The sequence below is a fragment of the Silvibacterium bohemicum genome, from assembly GCF_001006305.1.
Taxonomy (GTDB): Bacteria; Acidobacteriota; Terriglobia; order Terriglobales; family Acidobacteriaceae; genus Silvibacterium; species Silvibacterium bohemicum.
In genome coordinates this window covers 249,338-274,136 of sequence record NZ_LBHJ01000020.1, presented here as the reverse complement: position 1 = coordinate 274,136, position 24,799 = coordinate 249,338, and the positions used below count along the sequence as shown (strand labels likewise).

Genomic DNA, 24,799 nt, shown 5'->3' with positions numbered 1-24,799 from the left:
ATGAGCGACGACTTGAGTCAAAGGGTCTACCCCGAGGACGAACACCTCCGCCAGTTGCAGAAAGATCCTGATCGGCGAATGACGCGCGCAGAGTGGGAGCGCGAGGAATCCCAGGCCCGGCAGGCTGCGCACAAAAAGCACGAGAAGGTTCAGCACGACCGCGATGTGCAGCAGGAGTATGACCGCAAGCATCGCAGTAAACACAGGAACTGGAAAAAGATATTCCTTTGGATTGGCGCAGGTGTGCTAGCGCTGCTCCTCATCTTCCTGCTGGGATATCTGCCCAGACATGAACGGGAAAAGAAAGCCGCGGCAGCCGCAAAGCAGCGCGAGCAGGAGCAGCCGCAGGTTGAAGTAATGCAGGTGAAGCGCTCGCACGCTCCGGGCGAGCTTACTGTGCCGGGAACAACCGCTCCGCTCACCGAAGCCTTTATCTATGCGCGTGCGAATGGCTATCTTCGTCAGCGTTTTGTCGACATTGGAGATCACGTGAAGAAGGGCCAGCTAATGGCTCTCATTGATGCTCCCGATCTCGATCAACAGGTAGATCAGGCGCGCGAACAATTGCGGCAGGCCGAAGCCCAGGAAGCGCAGCAGCAGGCGCAGTTGGCTCTGAACAAAGTGACGTGGGAGCGGTGGCGCGTGCTGGTGGCGAAGGGCGTTTTTTCGCGACAGGATGGAGACCAGCGCGAAGCCGATTACAACACGCAGGTAGCCGTAGTGGCCTCGGCTCATCGAAACGTCGAAAGCTTTCGCGCCAATCTTGGACGCGTGATCGCGCTGCAAAGCTATGAACGCGTGACAGCGCCTTTCGATGGCGTCGTGACCCAGCGCAATACCGATATCGGTGCGTTGGTGGGAACATCCGGTGCGGGCGGAACTCCGCTGATGCCGTCTTCGCAGAACCCGTCTGCCGGAACGGCCAGTGCCGGCAGCACCAATACCAGCGGCAGTTCCGGTTCATCCAACCAGGCGGCTTCTCCATCTACAGGGCAGGCGCAGGGAGGGCCGCTCTTCGCGGTTGCTCAGTTCGATAAGCTGCGCATTCTCGTATCGGTGCCCGAGGGCTATGCCTCGGATATCAAGACCGGCATGCCTGCGCAGGTTTTTGTGCAGGAGAGATCGGGCAAGCCGATCGAGGGCACAGTGACCCGCGCCGCGCTTTCGCTCGACCAGAACACGCGCACCATGCTCACCGAGGTGGATGTCGACAATCGGGATGGCGGCCTTTATCCCGGCATGTATGCGGTTGTCAGCTTCGTCGAGGTGCGCGGCGTGGGACCCATCACGGTACCTGGCGATGCAGTCGTCGTCCGCGACGACCGTACCAGTGTCGCCATTGTGAACGACAACAAGATCAAGATTGTACCCGTTGAAATCGGCCGCGATTACGGCCCCTCCGTTGAGATCCTCAGCGGTTTGCAGGAAGGCGAGCTGGTGATAACCACGGTCACGGATACAACGCAGCCGGGGATGAAAGTGCGGCCACAGCAGAAACAGGAGGCCGGCGAGAATAATGGCCAGGGCGGCGCACAGACAAATAAGGTTCCGAACTCCGGGCCGCAACAATATGGCGACCAATCGATTGTGAATTCGCAGGGAGAGAGCACAAACCAGAAGGGCAAGCCCGGACAAGGCGGCCAACAGCAAAACAATCAACAGAAGCAGAGTAAGGATCAAGTCAAAGCGCAGAAGAAGCAGCAGTCGAAGGAGTCTTCGCAGTGACGAGTATCTTCTTCGCGGGACGCCGCACGACAGTGGCGCTGTTTATAGTGCTGATCTTCGCGACGGCCGTCTCATATGCGCAGCAAGGGCAGCAGCCTCCGCCTTTCACCGTGCCAGCATCGCCATTGCCAGACACGGCGCATGCTCCAGGGCAGCAGGCTCCTCCTGCACAACAACAGCCTGGAGAGCCTCCGAGTGCTCCACTGCCGCAGCCGGATAAGAGCACTGTCGATGTTCGCCAGCTTGCTCCGCTCAGCACGCAGCCGCCATCGCCTGCGAATTCCTTTTCTGATGTCGAGCGGAATGCGAACTTCCACCTGCAGCCTCAGAAGGAAGCTCCGTCACCATTGGATACCCATTTCTATAGCTTGATTGGAGCTTATCGCGCGCCGCATTTGCCGGGCGTACCCGCCGGGTCGACGTCCCATCTTGAAAGATTAATCAATGACGGAAAGCTCTATCTCTCTCTGCATGACGCGATTGAGTTGGCGATCGAAAACAATATGGATGTCGAGATCAGCCGTTATGATCTGTTGCTGGCTAATACCGATCTGACGCGCGCTCAAGGTGGCGGTACTTTGCGAGGCGTCGACTATAACGTTCAGCAGTCGCCTCCCGGAGTATCGGCGGCTACCAGCCCGCTGCTGATCACCGCGACTACCGGAAATGGCGCATCGACGAACGCGACAGTGACGGACCTTTCCCAGGTCGAACAGATCGGCAGCGGTACGCAGCAGAGCTTATCTGAAAACGGTACGTTTACGTATTCCGACGGACCACCAATTCCGCTGTATGATCCGACACTCAGTGGGGACGCCGCTTACCTGCGGCGCTCCGACCAGACTTCGCTTCTCGGAAGCTCCACGACAGGCGGCAGTTCGACCATCGACACTTCTACTTCAACCGGACCGTTGGATTACGTGAGCGCGGGGCTCGATTATCAGCAGGGATTTTCGACCGGCACACAAATTGAAGCTTATGCCGATAATGCCTCCCAGGTGCTTTATGGCAAGACCTCACAGTACGACCCTTTTCATTCGCCGAGCGCTTCGTTCACTGTGAGCCAGCCGCTGCTTCGTGGTTTCGGACGCGGCATCAACCTGCGTTTTCTGCACATCGCGCAGATTGATCAGAAGGTCTCGCGCCTTGTATTCGAGCAGCAGCTGTTGGAAACCATATACGGCATCTCGCGGCTCTACTACGACCTGGTATCTCTTGGGGAGAATATCGGCGTTAAAGAAGAAGCCCTGGCGGCCGCGCAACACTTATACGATGATGACAAGAGCCAAGTAGACGAAGGAACTCTGGCGCCCATCGAACTCACGCGGGTGAAGGCTCTCCTCTCGTCGAGCCGTCTCGATCTCATCCAGGCACAGGGTGAGTATCGGCAGCAGGAGGTCATCCTGCGCGAACAGTTGCTGCGCAAGCTTGGCGATCCTGCCGCAAATTTCGCCTCCATCGTTCCGACTGATCGCATTGTGGTACCGGATGATGCGCCTACCCTAGACATCCCTGCACTCATCCAGGATGCTCTCGCCAATCGTCCCGATCTCGCTCAGGCGGGACTGCAGCTGAAAGCCGATGAAATTGCCGCTCGTGCGTCGCGAAACAATGTGAAACCCAGCGTGAATCTCTATGCCAACGTGCAGACACGTGGCTCATCACTCATACCTTTTGAAGAACTAGGGTCGCCCGGGACTGGAACAGTCATCGTGCCGCCGGAGCTGACGCAGGGCGGCCTTACTTTATCGACGATTTATCAGGGTGGCTTGCAGCTCAGCCTGCCTTTACGCAACCGCATCGCACAGGCGGATGCAGCCCGCGACCAGATCCAAATGCGTCAGGCTGAGGCGCGCACGACGAAGGTAGAGAACGACATCCGCCAGCAGATAGAGAATGCCGCAATTGCACTGGAGAATGCGCATCAGGCATACGCGGCGGCTGTCGAGAGCCGTGACTATCAGCAGCAACTTCTGCAGGCGGAGCTGGACAAATTTTCCGTAGGTGAGAGCACTAACTATCTCATCGTTCAGGATCAGGCTTATCTGGCGCAGGCACGATCCACGGAAGTCGCGGCGCGATCCGACTGGATGAAGGCGCGCATGTCTCTCGACCGAGCCTTAGGCGACCTGCTCGAAAGAAGCGGGATTAATATCCAGGACGCCGTACGTGGGCAGCTACCGTGAGCCATAGAAGACCTTAGGACCGCATCTGCTCGGATGTCACGAAGGCTGGTCTTCGGAAAGTTCTTCGTCGTTCCCACTTTTTGAAGAAACTTCGCATCCAAAGTACTTAAGGATGTGAGCTGCAGGTGTCGATCCGAACGCCACTCCTTAGTATCCAACTTCGCTCTCACCCCAATGTAGCGTACGTCCGTAAGGCTCAAAATTTAGCACCTTATAGCCCCGCGCCCGATACAGGAGTTTCACAGAATGGGTATGAGATATCCGTGCATCCACAAATGGATGCACACGCACGTGAGAGTTAAGTGGATGGTGGCAGGCGCGATAGCGTTGGCTTTTTTCTCTTCCAGTGCATCTGCGGGACCTATCTCCGTCCAGTACCCCGAGGGAGCATCGAGGGGATTTCTTGTTTTGCGCGATCTTAACGGGAAGGCTCTGGCTTCGGGTGAAGAGAGACAGACCGTCAAGGGATCTCGGGTGATCAGCCGGTTGACCTTCCGCTTCAGAGATGGCTCTCTCGATGATGAGACGACCGTGTTCACGCAGCGTGCCAACTTTCAGCTTATTAGCGATCACCACATCCAGCGGGGGCCCTCCTATCCTCATTCTCTGGATATGACCGTCGATGCAGTGGCGGGAACGGTGACTATGCGTTCCGAAGATGGAGACAAGCAAAAAATAGAAACTACCCACATGGATCTTCCGTCCGACCTTTCGAATGGCCTCCTGCTTACGATCCTCAAAAACCTGCGTTCCGGCCAGGAAAAAACGGAGGTATCCATGATCGTGCCATCATCCAAGCCGCGCGTGGTCAAAGTTGCCATCTCTCCCGAGGAAGAAGAGCGGTGCTTCATTGCGGGGTCTGGATTCAGGGCCGAGCGTTACCTGGTGAAAATTGAGCTGGGCGGTCTGACGAAAGTCGCGGCGGCGGTCATGGACAAAACTCCTGCCGACGCACATGTGTGGCGTATCGAAGGCGAGCCTCCGACCACGCTGCGAACGGAGGCACAGCTCTATGAAAACGGCCCAATCTGGCGAATTGAAACAGCAGCTCCAAGCTGGGAGCGGACAAGCCAGAGCGCGCAGAAAACATCTCTTCCTAAGTAGGCTGTTAATACACCATGATTGCCGGATTGAATCAGCTCCAGAGGGAAACCTATTCTGAAGCAACTGCCCGCGGACGGATGGCCTCTATACCAGAGGACGTGAAAACTTTGCCAACTGGCAAGTTCCTTTAGCGTTCGATCGCGGCACAGGAACCTGCTCAGACGATTCTTCCACAATGATGGAAGGTCGCCGCAGATGCAGCTTTGTGCATCGATTCCACCCCATAGTCTTTAAACAGATCTGACGGAGGGAAATCCATGTCTGCTGAAATCAAAGAAACCCATAAGTTGACGCACGAACAAGTTGAAGAGACGCTCCGCGATGTGATTCAGAGCCTGATTGACGGACAAGAAGGATTCCAGAAGATCGGCGAGCACCTCAAGGACGAGACCCTCAAGAAGTATTTCGCGGCTGAATCGCTGAAGCGCTCGCAGTTCCGCGGAGAGCTCGAAGAGGTACTGCATCGGGAAGGCGTTCATGACGTAAAAGAGAAGGGAACCGTCAGCGGCGCGATCCATCGTACGTGGGGCGATCTCAAGGCCCATCTGGGAGGCGGCGATCATACGCTTCTCGAGACGGCAGAGGCCGGTGAGGACGAGGCGAAGAAGGCATATAAAAAAGCGTTGGAAAAAGAATTGCCTTTGCCGATCAAGCAGCTGCTGACCGCCCAATATACCCATATTCAGAGCTCGCACGATTACGTTAAGGCGGCGCGCGATAGCCGGAAGTAAGAACACAGACTCGCGGCGGCCCGTGAGTTGAGGGAAGGGACAAGCTCCAGGGATCACGATCCGTTCCGATCCCTGGCGAACTTCCATCAGAAGTGCGCTCGGATAGTAACCCAAATATGTAGAAACCGGGGATTTGCCTAGTTACCAACGACCTTTTGTGGCTTTACGCTCATAAAGGTAGATCTCCTGAAGCCTATGCCGAAGGTGAATCCTCCAATTCTATCCTCGGAGCCCGATCCTATGGCCGTCCTTAATGCGCACTCCGCCGGAACCCGGTATCTTCGTTTTTTCAACGATTTAACCCTTGAGTTCCAATCCATTTGCCGGATCTGTGCGAGAACCGTCGGCGTATCTTCGACGGAATCTGAATTGAGTGATCGCGAATATCAGCACATTTGCGACGGCTCCATCATTCTCGATTTTGTAAGTACGAGGCGAAAGCGTGAGACTCCACCCTTAGTTCGATAAACACCCCAGCGTAGTTCGATCCAGGGAGATGGGAATGCCGAAGACCTACATGTGGAATCTTTCAGATGAAACCAAACGCCTCACAATCCAGCCGGATGACCAAAAGTCACAATTCCACCGGCGTAAAGATCTCGCCCACGAGAGGCTGATTTCGATCTGCCGGCTTTGTGCGCGAACTGTCTGGAACGCCCCCGATGCCGAGGGTCTTGAAGAAGCCGAACAGATTCACGCTTGCGCATCTCCCATCTTCGCCAAGCCTGATCGCCGTTTCTAAATCCTCCCTAAAAGCACGCCTCTCGCTGGATTGCCGTGATCATATCGGGCAGAATCTGTCAGCCCGTTGGGAAATGCGCTGTCGCGTCGAGGAGACTGCGGGAGAGCGCCGGGGGACCTGTCTGCTGCGAAAAATCCGACTGAAAGTTCAATAGGGTTTCAACCGGGGCCTATCACCCGAAAGTCTAAGCTTCAAATGCGGCCGCTCGCGCCATAATATAGAGTGCGCGGCTTTTAGAGGAGGCTAAAGATGGCGGCGGCAACAATCCTCAACGTCGGAGAAGATCTCTGCCACCGTGTCCCCGTGATGGAGACGGCTGGTTTCGACGTTTATCATTCCGAGTGCTCGGTCAGTGGCATTCATGTCGCGTTTGCCCAAGCCAAGGTCTTCTCCGCGATCGCCTTTCAGAGCCCCCGGTATCCACTTCTTCCAACTGTGATGTCGACGGCCAGATCCCTGAGCAGGGCCCCCTTCGTCCTTTTCGATGATCCGTCGGTCGATTCCGATGAGCGCGCTTTCGACCTGATCATCTCTTCCCAGATGCCTCCCGCTGTCTGGCTGAAATCCCTGCAGTCAGCCATCGAGGACGCGCGGAGAATCTCCCTTTTTTCCCGGCAACTCTGTGAGGAGTCTGCCGCCGCCCGCGCTGTCTCCCGAGCTCTTCGCGCTGCGGCCGAAGAAAATCGGAGAACTCCTATTCCTTCTTGCTCCGCGTGGTGCGGCGAAGCCGACGAAGGACCGGAAAGCCCGGGCCCAGGCTGGATTCCCCCTGCTCCCGACGCGAAGCCGGGCATCTGAAGATCGATTTGCCAGAGGGACTCTTTCCTGACCATTCCAAGCTGCGATGCGAAGCTGCCAGGAAAGGTCGAATCGGTCCTTAGCCGAGAGCAATTCCCCTAGCGATCGCGTAGCGAGTGAGATCGGCAGTCGTGCGCAGGCCGATCTCGTTCATCAAAGCGTTTTTGTGAAACTCCACCGTCTTCGAAGAGATCTGAAGCGCCGCGGAGATCTCTTTAATCGTTTTGCCTTCGGCCACAAGTTGCAGGACTTCGCGTTGTCTTGGCGTCAGTTCTTTGGCGAAGACATCCGTCGGCTGCCGAAGCTCTTTGAGCGACGTGTTGGGGAGAGCGTCTTTCAAGAGTGGCGTCACATAAATCTGTCCCAGAAGAGCGCGCCTGATTGCGATCAGCAGTTCCTGGGTGGCCGATTGTTTTGCGACATAGCCGACCGCGCCTGCGCGGAATGCCGCACGAAGGTATTGAACGTCGATCTGCTGCGTCACAAAAACCATTTTGGCAGTGGGAAGCAGCTTGCAAAGCTGAACCGCGGCATCGATGCCATTCAGTTCCGGCATGCCCACGTCCAATACGATCACGTCCGGCTTCAGTACTGCGGCGTCTATCAACAGGCGGCGCCCATTCGTTGAAAGGCCCACCACGTCGTACTCCTCCTGAAGGAGGCTTTTCAGACCCTCCGCCACGAGAGCATGATCGTCCGCGATCAATACGCGCCGTTTAGGCATGGGCCTCCAGCGGAATTTCGACGGCGATCTTCGTCCCGTCTCCGAGCGCGGATGCAATTGAGAATGTCCCGCCGGCGATGCGCGCCCGTTCTTCCATGCTAATGAGCCCTAATCCGCGTGAGGGAAATTCCGAATCCTGGTCGAATCCGATGCCGAAGTCCCGTACCTGGAGTCGCAGTGTCCCATCGACCTGGTTAAGTTCGACCTTCACGTGCGTTCCCCCCGCGTGTTTGCTCACGTTCCTCAAAGCTTCCTGGGTAATTCGATAGAGCGCTGTCGCTATGGCTGGGGGAATTTCTCCAGACACGCCAGTGTCGAAGTAGGTGGCGGGCATTGATTCGCGCTGGCGAAAATCCTCTACAAGCGCTTTGATAGCCTGCGGCAATCCGAGATCGCTCAGGATCGCGGGATGAAGCCGGTGGGAGATCTCACGCACATCGGAATTCAGCGACCGAACCTCCTGCCGTATGACAGGAAGCTCGCTGCCTCCGGTTTCTTCCAGTTTGGCGCAGAGCATTTCCAGCATCGTGAGCCGCTGGCTGACGTCGTCATGGAGCTCCCGAGCCACCCTTTGGCGTTCATCTTCCTGCATGGTGAAGAGATGCGCAGCGAGCTCCCGCAGCTCGTCCTGTGCACGGGCCAGTGTTTTGCTCTTTATTTCGACCTCGGTTTGCAGGGCCTCCTGCTGCTGCGTAATCTCCTGTTCGGCTCGTCTTCTCAAAGTGATGTCTTCGAGCGTCAGCAACAGGACACGATGCCCGTCGACCGGAAGCGATTGACCTTTGATGAGGAGGATCTTCGCCTGTGCAGTGGTGGATCGGTGCTCGAACTCCAGTACGGATCCTGACTCTGCCCGGGGAAGCTCTTCCAGCCGCTTTTTGAAATCGTTGACCCCCCACAGGAGAGACACCAGGTCAGGCATTGAGCGGCCTGTAAGCTCACTGTCTTTCATCTGCGACATTTCACGAAAGGCTTTATTCACGGTTCGAATGCTGCAATCCTGCTCCAGAACCACAACCGCGACCGGCACGCTCTGCATCACCGAGTTCGCAAAGTCGCGCGTGTCCCGGAGTTCCTGCTGGCTGCTTCTCAGTTGATCGATATCGACAAGAAGAACCACGAGGCCTTCGATCTTGTTTTCGGCGGTGCGATAAGGCCGCACCCGCAAAAGATGCCATTTGTTTTCGCGATCCTGCACCTCGATCTCGCGGGTTCCAAGAGTATCGAGAACATCTTCGAGAATCGGCTCGATGTCGTTGACGCTGAGCTGCAGCCGGATCTCGCTGATGGAACGTCCGATATCCGCAGCCCGAATGCTCAACAGCTTTTCCATCGGCGGTGTGAACTGGCGTATCTTGAGGTCTTCCGTCAGCATCAAGAGCGGCATGTTGACGCTGTTCAGCAGGTTGGTGAGGTCGTTGCCCGTCTGCGTGAGAATTGCATTTCGCTGCTGCAGCTCTTCGTTCACGGTCTGCAATTCCTCATTCGCGCTCTGCAGCTCTTCTTTGGTTGTTTCCAGCTCTTCGTTCGTACTTTGCAATTCTTCGTTGGCGGACTGAATCTCCTCGTTGGCTGAGACCAGCTCCTGGTTCCGGGCGTCGCGCTCTTCCACAAGCGATTGAAGATGAAACTTCGTGGAGGTAAGGTCCTGGCGAAGCTGACCAATGATCCTTTCTTTTCCATCGCCAGTCAGTTCAGGCAGAACGATCTGATCGATAATCCTCTCTCGATTGGGCTCGCGGTTTCTCGAGAAAAGAACCAGAAAACATCTGGTGCGCGCCGAGGCGCTGGTGATCGGAAGAACCTCGATGTTAACGGTCTCATTGTCGTCATCGTCGGTAGTTATAGATGAGGAGACAACGATCGGAACATTCTCTCGAATAGCGCGTTCCACCGCGGCCTTCACTTCGGCGGCGATTTCATCGCGAAGGACTCGTGAGAGACTCCAACTCACGGCTCCTGGAGTGAGCTCGACATAGGGGGCTGTTTGTCCGCGCGCCTGTAATACCCTAAGGTGATCGTCCACGATCAGGCCCGGCGGCGCATAGCGTGCGAGAACGATGCGGTCGGCCGCGCGCTGAAGCTCCAGTTCCGACCATGCCTCAGCCTGAAGCGTCGAGAACTCTCCCATACGCATGGAAGAGGGAAGTAGATTCGCCCTGAATGCCTGCGGGAAGCGATGGCCGCTCGAGATCATGCCGCCGATTTTCGAATAGATCTTGTTCTTGCGGTCGAACGCATTGAAAAAATCGCCGTAGTCTCTGAGACTCTCCGACATTCCCAGCAGAAGGTAGCCATCCTGTTCGAGCGAGTAGTGGAACGTCGTAATGACTTGTTTCTGGAGCGATTGGTTGAAATAGATAATGACATTGCGGCAGCTCAGAAGGTCGATGTGGGAAAAGGGTGGATCATTCGCCAGGTTTTGCCTCGCGAAGATGCAGCAGTCGCGAACACGCTTGGAGACCTGATACCCGCGATCAACTTTTACAAAGAAGCGGCGCAGGCGCTCAGCCGACATCTCTCCCATCAACGAGTCCGGATAGATGGCTGTGCGGGCGGATTCCACCGCATACTCACTCACATCTGTCCCAAAAATCTGTACCGTCGTATCCAGACCGTTCGCAGTCAGGTATTCGAGAACGGTGATCGCGAGCGAATACGCTTCTTCGCCGGTCGCACAGCCGGCGCACCAGACGCGTACAGGTTTTTCAGCGGAGCGATTCTGGAAAAAAGTGGGCAGAACATGCGTGCTCAGCGAAAGCCAGAATTCGGGATCGCGGAAGAAGCGCGTCACATTAATCAGGACGTCTTCATGGAGGGTTCTAACTTCGTCGGGCCGGAGTTGGAGCAAGCGAGCATAATCGTTCAGCGATTCGACGCGGCGCACGACCATGCGCCGGGCAATGCGGCGGCGGATGGTTTCAGGCTTATATTGGCGTAAATCAAGGCCGGTACCATTGCGCAGGAGCTGCAAAACTCGTTGCAGACTCTGCTCCTGGCTGGGAATCGGCTCTCCACCCTCCAGCGACCGGATCTGGGGCGCCGCAAACAGGTGTGCGAGACGGCCCAGCTCGACCCCGATTTCCCGGGGAGACGCCACAAAATCCACGTGATCCATCTCGATGGAACTGAGCGGCATGCTGGAATGCTCGGCGGTCTCAGGCGACTGGGCCAGGGACAGGCCGCCTTCGCCTTTGATTGCCTTGACGCCAAGGGTTCCATCGCCATCCGCACCCGACAAAATAATGCCGATCGAATAGCTCTTCTGATCCGATGCCAGCGAGCGAAAGAAATCATCGACGGGGTAATGAATGCGCTCCGCAACATCCCGGAATTCGACATGGAAAAAACCTTTCTCAAGAAAGGCAATCTGTCCGGGAGGCAGTACATACAAATTGTCAGGCTGCGGTTGAAGCCCTTCCTCAATGGTCTGCACATGCATCGACGTGTGTCGCGCCAGAATCTCAGTGAGGTAGCTGCGCTGATCTGCGGCGAGATGCGAGATGATGACGTAAGACATCCCGGTCTTTTCCGGAAGCCCCTCCAGAAGCTCGCGAAACGCCTGCAGACCGCCTGCGGAAGCACCGATGCCTACGACGGGATAAGGGAGGGCCGCATTCTGGTTTTCCTCATTCCACTCAACCGTGGCGCTTGCCTCGATGGAAACCCCAATCGACTGAGCAGCATCCTCACCCATGGGATGGTGCCAATCAGCGTCCTCTTCAGGCTCGCTGGCGACTGCTTCCAAAAATCGCTCCTGAACCGGGCCCGCTCCGTTTTTCTGTTCGCGTAATTCCTGTTCACTCATCTCATCCATCGCAGTTCTACCTCTGGCACCGCTTGCACGGTGTCCTACCATGCTACGGCAGTGGGCTGCGATTTGCATGTAATCGCTTCCTGAGAAACGAAGAGCTACGCAGTCGGGTAGGTCTGCATTGGACGAGTCGCCGACTGACGTGTCTGGAGCCTATCTTGCAGTATCCGCTCAATTTCCAGAAGCAACTGTTCAGGGCCGCAGGGGGAGATTTGCTTTACCCCACCCTTCGTCCCTCCGCATCCCTTACAGAGTTGGACAATACATATTGCCGGATGGATCTCTTTCAGGGAACGCACAGCCGCAGAGGCTCGATCCTGATCGACGGAGTGACAAATGAGGGCGAGATCGATCGATCGAACTTCAGCCTCTTCGATGGCCCAAATACTAACGATAGATCGCACCAAAAAACCTGCCGACTCAAGAACCAGGTGTCTCGTGTTCAAGAGCGCTACGTCGTCTCCGATACAAAGGATTTTCATCCTGCTTGCGCGTGTGCGATCCAGGCCGTTCTTCGCTGGCTCCTGAGGATGTCTCATGCGGGCGGAACCCCGCTTGGTTCGCACCGTAAAACCGAACGAATCAGAATGTGGACGAACGACGGGGACAATGTGGTTTGTGATGGATGACGGAAGGTGGAGAATCTCACTGAAACTCATCACGGCGGAGGGCCCTGCAGCCTGAAATGACTACGATTCTCAAGATAGAGGATGAGATTTCAGCATGTAACTAGGCAGCGCCCTAGTCTGTCCCGATTTTTCGAACGAAAGCCGAAGCATGCTCCAATATTCATATTCGAGCAGCCCGGCACTTGCGAATCCTACCTAGGTATTTGCCTAGGAGAACATAGATCGAATCGAATACCTGTTCATTGCTGGGATGTGATCTCCTTGCACATTGCATCCCACGTCCGCTGAAGGCTGGATATTCCCTATGTCTAGAAATTGATCTCGGCGGCCGTAGCTAGCGAACTACTTCACTCGGCGAAAGGCTGCTTTGTTCGTTTTCCGATGGATTGAATCTGCGCAGAAGTGTGCTTTCCCGGCAAAGCCGATCCGCCACCAAGTCCCCCGCTACGCGATTTCCAAGGATATTCCAGTGGCCGTAGTTTGGAGGTGTGTTGTAAAAGCCGTGCAGATAGACGTGATTACGCTCGGTGTAGTCGGCGAGTAGTGGTGCGAGCGTCAGATGACGTATGTGGTTTCGCTCAGCAAAGTCAGCAACACGGTGATCGGGATAGTACAAATCTGGAACCCCGAGAGCCTTACGGAACGCCTCCCGATGAGCGGGATCCGGATCGACCTGATCATTCATGTCCGCAGTGACCAGCCAGAACTCGTCCCCGCGCGACATCGTTTCAGAGTTCATCTTTAACCATACGGCTTCTGAAACCTCCCAGGCGTTTATAGCGCCGGCGGTCGTTGGAACAAAATATTCCTGCGTCTGATCTGTAATAGGGTGGCGCCAGCCGCTGAGCTGAAACTGAAATCTTTCAAGAAGCAAGAGGATCTGCGAATGGTTCATCAGCTCTTTTAACTTATTTGCGAGTTCTAGACGCTTGGAGTCGATGGGCCGCCGCTGACTGGTAATTGTATCGGGAACTAACTCGCCATTTTCGAGTAAAAAGTATGGAAAAGCCCCGCCGTTGTGCTTCGTTCTGCGGTCATCATTCATTACGTCATTGTTCAGGGCGGCCAAGTCAACAATAATTTGCGGATCGAAACGCCAGACGTCCTTATCCAACGTCATAAGTTGCTGGGCTAGTCCATATCCCTCGGTGCCGAAGTTAAGGACCTCAACCTTGTCCCACTTCCGCTGAGGACACTCCTGCAACTTGTTTTGGATAATCGAGGTGATGCTCTCATTCATCGGCACATGCACGGCTTCAACTACCGAACTACCCAGCACCGCTATCCTTAAAGTATTGGCGGGGCGAGCGATGGTGAGATCATCTCTGTCATGAAAGCCGTAACGATTGATGACGACATAGCTGCGGCCTTCGCCCCTCCACCAGCCATGCGCACCCGGCCTGAGATGAATGAACCGCTCCGAGTCTTGCGTCATGAGCGACGGATTGAAGTCCGATTGCGCGACGTGAAGACCTAACTCGATCACGAGTAGACAGACTACGACGGCCAGAGCGGCGGCTAAGGCATCCTTAAACAACTGCATGAACGGAACTCCATGGGGAGGGGTAGCGGGTATAGACTTGCTAGCGCCAATGACCGTTGGATGCAGAAAATCGGCGCGAGCCTATGGCCCCTCTGCGATCTCAATGGACGAAGAGATCGCAAATCGTTATCAGGAACTCGATCTCTATCTGCGACAGTCGCACGCGGAGAGGGATTCGGAAGCGCTCGCGACATTACCCGCTAAGTAGTTGGCCTGCTTCGCCCTGAAGAAACCGGATAAGAGTTGTTTGCGTGCCATGTAAACCATCGTCAGTGCCGCAAGCTTATTCGGTTGTTCCGTCCGTTAATTGATGCAGGATTGCATCTGCAACGGCAGCGGGCGCTTCGCGATGCGGGAAGTGACCCACTCCTGGGATCACGATCCGTTTGTAAGAGCGGGTGAAGTGAGGATCCAAATCTGCTGATTCACTGGGCGCGTCGCAAAAATCCGACTCGCCTTGAATCATCAGTGTCGGCACATCGATGCGCTCTGCTTCATTCAGCTTTGCCTGAACCCCGCTGTAACGCGGATCTCGGAGCTCGTTCTCCAGCCATCGGGAGCGGTAGCTGTTGAGCGTGATTGTAGGATAGTCGGAGTTTCTCCACGCCAGTGCAGCATTGTTGAAGTCCTCCTCTGTAAACCATCCTTTCGGACTCCAGGTGTTCCACTGGAAACGCGAAAAGCCGATGGGATCCTCGGTAACGCGCTTCATTCCTTTGTCGCTGCACATAAAGAACTGGTACCAAAAGCGGCGTGACTGATCGTAGGACGGAGGCTGGAAGGCAAAGCGAGGCTGGAATGCGACCGAGAGGGCACTCAGGCTGCTGATTCGCCCAGGCTCGAGCGCCGCGATCGCATAACCGATACGCGCTCCCCAATCGTGACCGATGACGGAGAAACGAGGAATGCCGAGGCGGTCCATGAAATCAAGAGCATCCTGTGCTAGGGCTGCAATAGCGCCAACACGGGGTGTACCCAAAGATAAAAATCTTGTTGCACCGAAACCGCGTAGATAAGGCGCGATCGTACGGAAACCCGCCTCATGCAAAGGGCCGGATATCTGCTCGAATCCTACTGGAGACTCCGGCCATCCATGTAAAAGCAATAGCGGAGTTCCGTCTGTCGAGCCATGATCGAGATACGCAATCTCTAACACTTCGGTGCGAATCGTTTTCATCTTAGCGGATTGGATGCGCAGCCTATGAAGAAGTCGCAGCGCAGGAGGCCTAACCGTGGGCCTGGCGAGAGGCAAGCATCCTGGCAGCATTGACAAGCGCGATGTGAGACAGAGCTTGCGGGAAATTCCCCATGAATCGGCCGTGCTCTGGATCATATTCCTCGGAGAGTAGTCCGACGTCATTTCTCAAATTAAGAACTCTTTCAAAGAGTTTCTCCGCGTCGCTCCATCGTTTCGCACCTGCAAGATTCTGAACCATCCAAAAAGAACATGCGATAAAGGCTGATTCGCGTTCTTTGCGGGAGTCTGGCGACAGACGATATATGAGTCCATCTCTGCTGAGTTTCTTTTGGATGACATCCATCGTGCTTCGCACCCGATCATCATTGAAGGGAAGAAAGCCGAAGGTTGGTAGCAACAATACTGAAGCGTCTAAAATCGTGGAGTCAAAAGACTGCACAAAGCTGCCCAGCTTGCGGCTGAATCCTCTTCGACATATCTGGCGATGCAAACGATCGCGGATAGTCTTCCAATTGAGAGCTTTTACTCCCCTCGTACTTTCCACTCCATGGTGAAGAGCCAGCCATGCCATCGCCTTGGAGTAGGTGTAATGCCTCTTCTGATTCCGTTCCTCCCATAACCCCGACGCCGGCAGGTGATAGATGGAAGCGACACAATCCGTGAGTTCGTTTTGCAGACGGAGAAGGCGTTTGTCCAGGTGCAGGCCGGCTCGTTTCATGCTCACGATCGCATCGGCCACTTCACCGTATACATCCAACTGTATCTGTTGCGATGCTTTATTCCCCATCCGGACAGGCTGCGAGCCTCGGTATCCCTGCAACCATGGAAGCTCGCATTCCGGGAGATGTCGCTCGCCTCTCATCCCGTACATGATCTGCAGGCATCGCGCGTCGCTGCCAACAGCCTGGAGAAGCCAGTGCTGCCAGGCTTGAGCCTCTTCGTGATAGCCAACCGAGAGCAGCGATTCGAGAGTGAAGGCAGCGTCTCGCAGCCAGCAATAGCGATAATCCCAGTTTCGGTCCTTGCTGAAGTACTCCGGCAAAGATGTCGTTGGAGCGGCAACAATTCCCCCAGTGGGCCGGAAGGTGAGAGCTTTGAGCGTAATCAGCGATCGCTCGACGGCGTCCTGCCACGGCCCTTCATAGGTGTTTAAGGAGCACCACTCCCGCCAAAAAATATCTGTCTGGTTCAGGGCTTTCTGCACATTGATTCGCCGGGGCGGAGGCCCCTGCGCCCCAACATGAGTCAGAACGAAAGAACGATGTTGGCCTTGTCGCAGCGTAAATTCAGCTGTGGCAATATCGTCCTTCGTCTCGATCCGCTCCTGGGTGCGGAGGTACGCGACACCCGGGCCGGCTGCTGCCGCCCACATATTTTGTTCTCGAGGGCCGGTCCATGGAATGGTGCGTCCATAGTCAAAACGAATACAGAGCTCCATCTGAACCTTTACGCTGCCTTCTAGACAGCGCGCGATCCGCACAATATCGGAGTGAGCCGCTCTCACCGGCATGAAATCCGTGATGAGGAGAATGCCCGTCGCAGTCTCGAAGCGGGTTTCAAGGATCAACGTACGCTCGCGGGACCGTCGCGCAATTCTTTTGTAGCCATTTGTCGGCGCGAGCAGCCATCGACCGTTTTTCTTGGTTCCGATAAGTGCGGCGAAACAGGCCGGGGATGAAAAGTCGGGCCAACACAACCAGTCGATTGATCCGTCCTTTCCTACAAGCGCCGCAGTCTCGCAATCTCCAATCAGCGCATAATCTTCGATACCCAGGGCCACGCGCTATCCTCACTCATCCAGAACACTTCCCGAGTGTTAGATGCTGTTTCGCTTTGTCCTGCCTGCATCTAACCTCTCGGGAAGAGATTGATATGGAGGCGGCCGATGCAGCGAGACCTCACCGTGGTTATCACAGGAGCGTCAGCGGGACTGGGACGAGCGATTGCTTATGAATTCGGTAAAGTAGGCGCTCGTGTAGGCTTGATCTCACGCGACCTCTCTGCGCTCGAAGCGACCGCTGCGGAAGTTGAACACCTTGGAGGAAGAGCCGCCACCTATGCGGCCGACGTAAGCAATGATCAAGCTGTTGAGGCCGCCGCGGCATCTTTTGCAGAGCGTCTCGGCCCCATCGACATTTGGATCAACAATGCGATGGTTTCTGTATTCTCGCCAATTAAAGAGATGGAAGCTGCGGAATTTCGCCGTGTCACCGAGGTGAACTATCTTGGATACGTCTATGGCACGCTTGCCGCGTTGAGGAGAATGCTTCCGCGGAATCGAGGCCGGATCATCCAGGTCGGGTCGGCGCTGGCGGTAAGAAGCATCCCTTTGCAGTCGGCGTATTGCGCTTCAAAACATGCCATCGTTGGTTTCACAGATTCATTACGCTGCGAGCTTATCCACGATAGGAGCAAGGTGAAAGCCATTGTCGTTCACATGCCGGCTATGAACACGCCGCAATTTACCTGGGTGAAAAATCGGCTGCCAAATCTGCCGCAACCTGTGCCTCCGATCTACGAACCCGAGGTCGGCGCGCGAGTGATCCTGCATGCGGCCCTAACATCGTCGCCGCGTCGCGAATATTGGGTTGGAGGGTCCACCGTCAAAGCCATCTTCGGGCAGAAGTTCATTCCGGGCTTGTTAGATCTCTATCTTGGCAAGACGGGCTACAAAGCGCAGCAGCGTGAAGAGCCGGACTCTCCGAACCGACCAAACAATGTGTGGCATCCTGTCGCAACTAAATTGGGAGCACACGGACCCTTCGATGCGAAGTCCCGCACGTTCAGCCTGGAAGCACAGGTGTCGAAGCACCGCGGATGGTTTGTACTTGGATGTGGTTTGGGATGCGGCCTTCTGGGCGCGGCGCTCTGCGCCAGGAAATACCTGACCCGTTAGGCGATGCGAGGATTGCCCTTGAATCGTGTGTGGGGCGGGCTGAGATCGTATCGAATTCCAGGCTCGCTTAATTCTCGATGATTGGAATAGAAGATCGCGTCCCCCTGCTTGGCCAGATAATCCGCAGTCCTCGCCGCAAGGGCCTGTATGGTGAGGCCAGGATTTGCCGAACCCTGCGTCGGAAAGATGCTCCCATCGCATACAAACAGATTCGGGATATCATGCGTACGGCCAAACTTGTCGACCACCGACGTGGACGGATCGCTTCCCATTCTCGCGGCGCCGACCAAGTGAGCGAACCTCGACTCCTGAACAACCTGTTGCGCTCCCGCAGCCCACATGATTTCCATGACCTTGTTTTTTCCAAACTCAATCAACTTCTTATCGTTGTCATGCAGGTTGAATGTGACCTTCGCAACCGGTAAGCCATGCCGGTCTTTTTCTTCTGCCAATTCGACTCGATTGTCCTCCCCAGGCAGAATCTCGCCCAGAACACCCAAGGTGGCCCAGTGGTTGTAGTCCATCATGACCTGGCGCATCCCCCATCCCCAGGCTCCCACGGCCGCGACCATCTGTTTCGCGAACGCGACTGGCAGCGGTCCTACTGTCTGCACGGAAAATCCGCGAGCAAAGCCGCGCCGAGGATCAGTTTCGTAAAACTCCTCGCTCAAAGCATGCGCCGGCGGCGCCTTGTAAAGACGAATGAGTTCTTCGAATCGCCCGGCCACGACATTGCCGGCCTGCACCATCAGATACTTGCCAAGTGTCCCGCTCGAATTGGCCAATCCATGGCGATGGCCGGGACATGCAGAGTTGAGGAGCAACCGCGGCGTCTCGATGGCGTAGCCCGATACGATCACTGCCCGGGCTCGCTGAAAATGTTCTTTTCCGTCGCGATCGAAGTAGAAGACTCCATCCGCCCGGCCATCCTCGCGCAGACTGACGCGCGAAGCCATCGCATGCGCCCGAATTTCTGCGCCATTTGAAATCGCGTCGGGCACGTGGGTAATCAGTGTGCTTGCTTTGGCTCCAACCTTGCATCCCTGAATGCAAAATCCGCGATAGATGCAGTGCGGCCTGTCGCCATGCGAAGCCGACAGAATTGCAACGGGGCCACCGGCAACGGATCGAATACCGAGGCTGGCACAGCCACGAACCAGCACATCGCCTACGCCACCCAGAGGATGAGGGCCATAAGGATGCCCGTGCGGGTCGCCCCATGGAAACCAAGCGGGCCCTGCCACGGGAATTTCACGTTCCAGCAACTCGTAATAAGGTTTGAGATCCCAATACGACATGGGCCAATCAACCCCGACGCCATCTTCGGAGTACACGCGAAAATCGGAGGGATGAAAGCGCGGCGCGAACGCCGCCCAATGAACGGAACCTCCTCCCACCCCCTTGCCGCTATTGTTCGCGCCGAGCGCTAGCGGATGGGTTCCGCCAGTAATGCGCAGATCATTCCAATAAAGCTCGTGTGATCCCTTTTCATCGCTGACCCAATCCTTCTCCGTGTCCCAGAAGGGACCAGCTTCGAGCGCAATCACGCGAAATCCCGCCCGGGCCAGACGTTGCACCAATACCCCACCGGCGCTGCCCACACCGACGATGCAGTAGTCTACGGTGTCGTTCTCTTTGTAGCGATGCATCGGCGAGGGAAGCGTCTGCATGGAGCCGAGATAATGCGGCATCAGTGGCTTCCTCCATGACCGTGCAGGGATCCATGTTCAGGAGGAGCGCTCTCTTGGTCCAACTGAGAGAGGGAATCGACGGGCGCATTCCACTCGTAGCGCTGTTCGTCTTTTTCCCACGGCTCGGGTAGACCATTTTCAAGCCGCATATATCCCCGTGGATAGGCCGGTCCGCCGAAGCCGATCTCATCCCATGCCCACGGATGCGAATAATAGGCGGTTACGCAGTCTTCCATCAGCATCGCCCAGAAGCGATGCACCGGCATCTTTTGCCAGACGGTGTTCTCGGGCTCAGGCTTTCCATCATGCAGCGATTTCAGGATGAGTTCCTGCCGATGCACAGTAAGAATCTGAAATGATTGTCCGAAACGGTCTTGCGCCATCTCTTCGATTGCTTTGATCGCAAGCCGGTAGGCCTCCTGATCCGGCGGCATATCTTCATAGCGAAAGCCGCTCAGCGAATTCGTAAAAAGGCGTTCGTCGAGTACGGGAAGAATTGGAATCGTGCGCCCCTCGGTGCGATCGTCCTGAGGCATCACACGATCGATGACTGCACCAAGCAGCGTGGCTTCCTCTTGCGAAAAGAAGCGGATGGATAGAGTCTTCTCAACGCGCGCGGTCACCACGTTTCGGGTCGCTTCTTCCCAGTTTCTCTTCTGGGCCATAGTACTGTAGCCGGCGTAGTAGCCCGGCTGTTCGAGCTCTTTGAGCTCGCCTCCTGCAGCGAGGAAGGGAAAAGATTTTCTCGTCATCGCTTCTCCCTTCGGAGGAGGCTCGCCATCAGGCCGAGAAATCCGCAGGCCGCGAACAAGAGAGGAGCAAAAATGGGAGGACCGTAGAGCGTGTTGTACAGCGGCTTCTTCATTCCTCCCGGCCTCCGCACGATGCCGCGTGCATGGTAATAAAAACCGACCGCGCCATCAGCCATAGCCAAAGCAGAGACGATCGGTAACGCAGTATTCGCAATACGGCGGCTCTTCACCGCTCCGGCAGCTGCAGCCATTACCAATGGCGCCAAGAGTATGGGCGTCCATTGCGCCTTATAGCGAAAGTTCGTTTTGTAATGAGAGTAGAGAGCTTCAAAGCCGCTGAAGAACGCCCATAAGACAGTCAGGGCCGAGAGATGCTTCTGGAATCTTCCATAACGAAGGTTGATCCGCCAGTCGGAGCTTCCTGCCTCGACGGCTTCTCCGAGTCGGCCTGCTATTCGATTCGAGTCCTCTTCGCGGCGAAGATACGAGGCCATCAGTCCCAGATAAGCGCTCGTTCCAAACAGCAGCGGTGCGAAGATCGGCGGTCCCATCACGATGTTCGTAACTGGCAGGCTCCATCCTCCAGGTTTGCGCGCTACGCCTCTTATATGGAAGAAGAAGCCGATGATTCCGTCGGCGAGGGTTGCGACGCTAACCCAACGAAGAACGGTGCGCGCAGCCACACCGCTGAATGCTCCAGCTAATCCAGCGCCTGCGAGCATTCCGCTCAGGACCACGGGGGTGTACATGATTGGGTTGCTGTAACTGCCTCTGTAGTGCTCATATCCCACTTCGAGGCCGCTTGCAACGCTGGTCGTGGCGACAACCAAACAGAGGCTGCGCTGAAAGCATCCTTCGCGAATGTGCTCAAGCGCTGTAGTCACCGCCGCGGACAACGGTGCGGGCAGATTCCGATTTGCACTCCGTTCGAGTGCATCAGTCAGGACGAAGGGCATGCCATCTCTCTTTCATCCCAGGCATAGAGATGTATTCCTATATGAGTCATGGATTCCAGATGTTCAACATTCGCCGATTCAACGGCCGCAAGGCGCGGGATGGTCATCGTGGTGGGAGGGAACTTGGGCCACTGAGGAGCGCTGTTAAAGATCGGCTGGCACAGGTCGTGAATCATTTGCTTCTCCAGGTAAGAAACCGCTCCGCATCTGATTGCTTGAAGATGAGTCCCATGCCAGGCCGGGATCGGTCGGGCATTAACTCCCCATTTCTGGATGGAATGAAACCATCGAAGAAAATCGCCTCAATGCGACCGTGATCGTGAAAGTATTCGACGTGCCGAAATTTTGGAATCGCGCAACCGACGTGCATGTGCAGAGAAGGAGCACAATGCGCGGAGATGGGCTTCCCAAAACTCGCTGCAACGGCTGCTCCCTCCAGGAAGCCGGTGAATCCTTTGCAGCGGGTCGCGTCCAGTTGCAGGACATCGACCGCTTCTGCCTCAAGCATCCGCCTGAAATAGAGGGAATCGTAGCCGTATTCCCCGGCTGCTATCTCCATCGAATCCGGCACCCGATCACGTACGCGCCGCAAACCATCGAGATCATCGGAGCTGACCGGCTCTTCAAACCACGTAACATTGAGATCCTTAAATTTCTCAGCAAAGGCAGTAGCCTGGCGCACGTCGTAAGCACCGTTAGCATCTACAAAAAGATTCATGGATGGTCCGACGGCTTCGCGAGCCGCACGAACCCTTTCCAAATCCTTAGTAGGTTCTGCACCGATCTTCATCTTTGCGCTTTTCAGACCCTCTGTAACCCAACCCGATAGCTGTTCAGCCAACTGCCGATTGCTGTAAGTGGTGAATCCTCCGCTTCCGTATGCAGCTACACTCGCGTGAGCCGCACCGAAGAGATCGACCAGGGAAGAATTCAAAAGCTTGGCTTTGAGATCCCAGAGTGCGATATCCAGCGCTGAGATTGCCATGGATGCGATCCCGCGGCTGCCGTCATTTCGGACTTGTCGGAACATGGCTGCGTGCAGAGCAGGGATGTCGAGCGCCGTGCGGTGCAGAAGACACTTGCCTGCAAGGTGATCGGCCATGAAGGCGGTAGCTTGATTGCCATAGGTGTAGCCAAGTCCGACCTTACCCGCTGCGTGAATCTCACAGAGGATGAGCGTCGTTGAGTCCCATCGCAAGGTGCCATCGCCTTCGGGAGCATCGGTCGGTATCGTATAGGCGGAAACATCTACCTTGCCCACCGAGATGTCGGACGCTGTCATATTTACCTACACCGTGGCTCGTCATTGTGATCAAACCAATTCGGCGCGATTACACCAGTTCGCGAATCTTATCGTGCGCATTCGTCAGCGCAATCTTCATCCGATTTGGTTCACCGCGAACCAGAGCTTCAGCCAACTTCACTGCCTGGCTTGCTTTGATCTTGGCCGGCATAGGAGGCGTGAACTCATCGACGACAGCTTCGATCAGAACGGGACCCGGACGTCCGATCACACTATCGAGTTGAGCTCCGCAAGTCGCCGGATCTTCAATCTGGATAGCTTCAATTCCAGCGCCACGAGCGATCATCACGAAATCCGCAGGAAACAGATCGCAGGCATATTCAGGATTGCCGAGGAAAACCATCTGCTCCCATTTGATCTGCCCAAGGGTATTGTTCTTGATCACGATAATCCTGATGTTGAGTTTGTAGGCGGCGACAGTTATCAACTCGCCGAGCAGCATGCTCAATCCGCCGTCACCAATGATGCAGTAGACCGGCCGGTCAGGATATGCGACCGCCGCGGCGATGGCATAAGGCAGGCCACAGGCCATGGTGGCGAGATTTCCCGAGCAACTATGCTTTTGCCCGCGCAATGCAGGAACGTAACGCGCCCACCAGGTGGTGATCGTTCCCGAGTCGGAAGTGACGATGGCATTCGCAGGGACGCGCTTGCCCAATTCCCAGCCCACAACCTGAGGCTTCATTGGCTTATCGGGCCGCGTTCCGCGTTCTTCCATCAGCTTCTGCCATTCGGCTTTGGCCTTCTGAGCTTTCTCAAGAAAGCCTTTGTCATGCTTCTCAAGTAGCGGCAGCAGCGCGCGAATGGTGTTCTTCGCGTCTCCCACGAGCCCGACATCGGCAGGGTGGCGAAGACTGATGCGCTGCGGATCAATATCGATCTGCACGCACTTGACCGAGCCTGGCTCAGGCAAAAACTCAATATAAGGAAAAGATGTCCCCACCATCAGAAACGTGTCGCATCCTTCAATGGCATCCTGCGATGGCTCGGTCCCGAGAAGGCCAATGCCGCCAGTGGTGTAGGGGCTATCATCCGGCACAGCAGCTTTCCCCAGCAGAGCTTTGATGATCGGCGCACCGAGTGTTTCTGCCAGCTCTTCAAGTTCCTCGGTCGCATGCAATGCTCCTTGGCCGGCCAGGATTGCAATTTTCTTTCCGCGATTGAGAATATCCGCCGCATGCTCCAGCTCGATTCGAGCTGGAAGCTGATCGAAGTAAGCGGGCACAGACGAGCTGTGATGGATAGGGTTGCGCTCCGAGCGGCCCTTCTTGATCTCCTGAACCTGCACATCCACTGGGATAGTGATGTGTGCCACGCCACGGGAAGCCAGCGCTGTGCGGATTGCAAGATCAGCCACGCTTTCCATATGGGCTCCGCTCATGATTCGCTCGTTGTAGACCGCGACATCCATGAAGAGCTTATCCAGCGCAACGTCCTGTTGAGTAAAGGTGCCAATCAGATCGCTATGCTGCAGGCCTGTGATCGCAAGGACCGGCGCATGGTCCATCTTTGCGTCGTAGAGACCGTTCAAGAGATGAATGCCTCCAGGGCCGGAGGTAGAGATACACACTCCCAGTTTGCCGGTAAATTTGGCATAGGCGCAGGCCATGAACGCGGCGGACTCTTCATGCCTTACATGAATGAACCTTAACCGATCTTTCTGCTTGCGCAGAGACTCGAAGACTCCGTTAATGCCATCACCCGGCAAGCCGAATATGGTGTCAACACCCCAAGCAAGTAAACGTTCTACGAGTATGTCCGATGCGTTAGTCATATTTCTCTCCGAGGCAGACTGATTCCTTTTGGCTGGACAAACGGTAGGACGCTCGTTTCGTCATAGGGGTTTGATTTCAGAGCAAACGAGAAGAACAACAGAGTTTCTGATGTCCTTCAGCACGCACGCCGTCGCCGGCATCCAAAGGTTCAGACGGCAAGATGCGTTCCAAACAGATTGCCGAAAATCCCAAGACCTTCGTAGTTATCCTCGCGAGCTGCTTTCTCTGATTG

The 24,799-nt window shown here is 55.7% G+C and carries 17 protein-coding genes; 7 read left to right on the top strand and 10 right to left on the bottom strand.

The window, feature by feature from the left end; genetic code table 11:
- The 6 genes from XX99_RS24365 (at position 1) to XX99_RS24345 (ending at position 7,286) form a co-directional block, all read left to right on the top strand.
- Positions 1 to 1,725: an efflux RND transporter periplasmic adaptor subunit gene (locus tag XX99_RS24365; RefSeq protein ID WP_050062026.1), complete on the top strand. Its 1,725-nt coding sequence runs from the start codon at positions 1 to 3 to the stop codon at positions 1,723 to 1,725.
- Entirely contained in the window at positions 1,722 to 3,911 is a 2,190-nt protein-coding gene (locus tag XX99_RS24360) for a TolC family protein (protein WP_231581595.1), read from the top strand. The genes XX99_RS24365 and XX99_RS24360 overlap by 4 nt, the downstream gene beginning before the upstream one ends.
- A gap of 246 nt (positions 3,912 to 4,157) precedes the next feature.
- Positions 4,158 to 5,015 (top strand): hypothetical protein, encoded by an 858-nt coding sequence (locus tag XX99_RS24355; RefSeq protein ID WP_231581594.1) that lies wholly within the window; start codon positions 4,158 to 4,160, stop codon positions 5,013 to 5,015.
- A gap of 257 nt (positions 5,016 to 5,272) precedes the next feature.
- Positions 5,273 to 5,746, top strand: coding sequence for a PA2169 family four-helix-bundle protein (locus XX99_RS24350; protein WP_050062024.1), 474 nt, complete (start codon positions 5,273 to 5,275; stop codon positions 5,744 to 5,746).
- Between the two features lie 502 nt (positions 5,747 to 6,248).
- Positions 6,249 to 6,488 carry a hypothetical protein gene (locus tag XX99_RS27515; protein ID WP_156186197.1) on the top strand — a complete coding sequence of 80 codons (240 nt, stop codon included), beginning with the start codon at positions 6,249 to 6,251 and terminating at the stop codon, positions 6,486 to 6,488.
- A gap of 249 nt (positions 6,489 to 6,737) precedes the next feature.
- On the top strand, positions 6,738 to 7,286 hold the full coding sequence (locus XX99_RS24345) for a hypothetical protein (protein WP_050062023.1): 549 nt from the start codon (positions 6,738 to 6,740) through the stop codon (positions 7,284 to 7,286).
- 79 nt (positions 7,287 to 7,365) lie between these two features.
- Here the strand turns inward: XX99_RS24345 and XX99_RS24340 are convergent, their stop codons facing one another.
- From XX99_RS24340 to XX99_RS24315, 5 genes are all read right to left on the bottom strand, one after another.
- Positions 7,366 to 8,010, bottom strand: a complete 645-nt coding sequence (locus XX99_RS24340) for a response regulator (RefSeq protein ID WP_050062022.1) — start codon at positions 8,008 to 8,010, stop codon at positions 7,366 to 7,368.
- Positions 8,003 to 11,818 (bottom strand): CheR family methyltransferase, encoded by a 3,816-nt coding sequence (locus XX99_RS24335; protein WP_184084593.1) that lies wholly within the window; start codon positions 11,816 to 11,818, stop codon positions 8,003 to 8,005. Before XX99_RS24335 ends, XX99_RS24340 begins: the two co-directional genes overlap by 8 nt.
- Before the next feature lie 969 nt (positions 11,819 to 12,787).
- The gene (locus XX99_RS24325; protein ID WP_050062019.1) at positions 12,788 to 13,996 is read right to left on the bottom strand and encodes a hypothetical protein; all 1,209 of its coding nucleotides are present in this window, start codon (positions 13,994 to 13,996) and stop codon (positions 12,788 to 12,790) included.
- A 283-nt stretch (positions 13,997 to 14,279) separates the two neighbouring features.
- The gene (locus XX99_RS24320; protein WP_050062018.1) at positions 14,280 to 15,173 is read right to left on the bottom strand and encodes an alpha/beta fold hydrolase; all 894 of its coding nucleotides are present in this window, start codon (positions 15,171 to 15,173) and stop codon (positions 14,280 to 14,282) included.
- Between the two features lie 49 nt (positions 15,174 to 15,222).
- Positions 15,223 to 16,974 (bottom strand): glycoside hydrolase family 15 protein, encoded by a 1,752-nt coding sequence (locus XX99_RS24315; protein ID WP_050062017.1) that lies wholly within the window; start codon positions 16,972 to 16,974, stop codon positions 15,223 to 15,225.
- Between the two features lie 105 nt (positions 16,975 to 17,079).
- Between XX99_RS24315 and XX99_RS24310 the strand changes: the two genes are divergently transcribed.
- Positions 17,080 to 18,090: an SDR family oxidoreductase gene (locus XX99_RS24310; protein WP_050062016.1), complete on the top strand. Its 1,011-nt coding sequence runs from the start codon at positions 17,080 to 17,082 to the stop codon at positions 18,088 to 18,090.
- Here the strand turns inward: XX99_RS24310 and XX99_RS24305 are convergent.
- The 5 genes from XX99_RS24305 to XX99_RS24280 all read right to left on the bottom strand — a co-directional run bounded on the left by XX99_RS24305 (position 18,087) and on the right by XX99_RS24280 (position 24,566).
- Positions 18,087 to 19,781 carry a GMC family oxidoreductase gene (locus tag XX99_RS24305; protein ID WP_231581593.1) on the bottom strand — a complete coding sequence of 565 codons (1,695 nt, stop codon included), beginning with the start codon at positions 19,779 to 19,781 and terminating at the stop codon, positions 18,087 to 18,089. The genes XX99_RS24310 and XX99_RS24305 overlap by 4 nt on opposite strands.
- On the bottom strand, positions 19,781 to 20,533 hold the full coding sequence (locus XX99_RS24300; protein WP_050062015.1) for a gluconate 2-dehydrogenase subunit 3 family protein: 753 nt from the start codon (positions 20,531 to 20,533) through the stop codon (positions 19,781 to 19,783). Before XX99_RS24300 ends, XX99_RS24305 begins: the two co-directional genes overlap by 1 nt.
- Complete coding sequence (locus XX99_RS24295) at positions 20,530 to 21,489, bottom strand: hypothetical protein (protein WP_231581592.1); 960 nt, start codon at positions 21,487 to 21,489, stop codon at positions 20,530 to 20,532. The genes XX99_RS24300 and XX99_RS24295 overlap by 4 nt, the downstream gene beginning before the upstream one ends.
- A gap of 172 nt (positions 21,490 to 21,661) precedes the next feature.
- On the bottom strand, positions 21,662 to 22,771 hold the full coding sequence (locus XX99_RS24285) for an enolase C-terminal domain-like protein (protein WP_050062013.1): 1,110 nt from the start codon (positions 22,769 to 22,771) through the stop codon (positions 21,662 to 21,664).
- Positions 22,772 to 22,820: 49 nt separating this feature from the next.
- Positions 22,821 to 24,566, bottom strand: coding sequence for a thiamine pyrophosphate-dependent enzyme (locus XX99_RS24280; protein ID WP_050062012.1), 1,746 nt, complete (start codon positions 24,564 to 24,566; stop codon positions 22,821 to 22,823).
- Between the last annotated feature and the right edge of the window lie 233 nt (positions 24,567 to 24,799).